The sequence below is a fragment of the Streptomyces sp. KR55 genome (genome assembly GCF_052245645.1).
Classification (GTDB): domain Bacteria; phylum Actinomycetota; class Actinomycetes; order Streptomycetales; family Streptomycetaceae; genus Streptomyces; species Streptomyces flavusporus.
In genome coordinates this window covers 1-988 of the sequence record NZ_JBQQCE010000960.1, presented here as the reverse complement: position 1 = coordinate 988, position 988 = coordinate 1, and the positions used below count along the sequence as shown (strand labels likewise).

General features: G+C 69.1%; 1 pseudogene. It reads right to left on the bottom strand.

Annotation, left to right across the window (positions count from 1 at the left end):
• Positions 1–912: pseudogene (locus ACTWQJ_RS51805) on the bottom strand (IS5 family transposase); the annotation flags it as partial.
• Positions 913–988: the final 76 nt, after the last annotated feature.

Here is a 988-nt window from a genome sequence, read left to right as displayed (position 1 = left end):
CGGGCGTCTTGTCATAGCGGGTGGCGATGCCTCGCCAGGCCTTCATCCTGTTGATGGCGCGCTCAACCGTGTTGCGATCGCGGTAGAGGTCGGTGTCGTGGGTGATGGGGCGGCCGCCTTGGCTGCCCTTCTTCCTGCGGTTGGCGGCCTGGTCCTTCTTCTCCGGGATGACCGCCTTGATGCGGCGTTTGCGCAGGTGGGCGCGGTTGGCGCGGGAGGAGTAGGCCTTGTCGCCCGCCACGGCAGCGGGCCGGGTGCGGGGACGGCCGGCCGGCAGGCGGACCCGCACTTTCCTCAGGACGGGGACGAACTGGGGGCTGTCGGCTGCCTGCCCGGCGGTCAGGACAATCGCCATCGGCCGGCAGCGCCGGTCGGCGGCCAGGTGGATCTTGCTGGTCAGACCGCCGCGGGACCGGCCGAGCAGGGCGGCCTTCAGCCGGGCCCGCCGCCTGAGGCGGATGCGTCGCCGCTCGGCTTGGACCTGGTCGCTTTCGCCGTCTGGCCCGCCTTGTTCCTCGGATGCTCCCCCTTTTGCGAGGCTGCCTCCTCGAGTGCGGCCAGGGTCTGTTCGCTGACCCGCATGCCGGCCGCGTCGTGATGGGCCCGCGTGGTGGTGGAGTCCACGCTGACCAGGGACATGTCGATCTCGTCCCTGCGGGCGGCCTCGGCGATCACGCCTTCCAGCAGGGCCTGGAAGACGCCCGCGTCCCGCCATCGCATGAAGCGGTTGTAGACCGTCTGCCAGGCACCGAACCGCTCGGGCATCTCCCGCCACTGGCTGCCGGTGCGGAACCGCCAGATCACCCCCTCGAACTGCTCACGCAGCCGCTCGGGATACGGGCCGAACCTGCCGATCGGCACGAACGGCTCGATGAACTCCCACTCCTCATCGGTGAGTTGCGCACGTGTCACACCAGAGTCTTACCGGACCACGACCTCATCCAGGACCCAAAACCCGAAACTGATCACAACCGAAGACAGGCCCTAG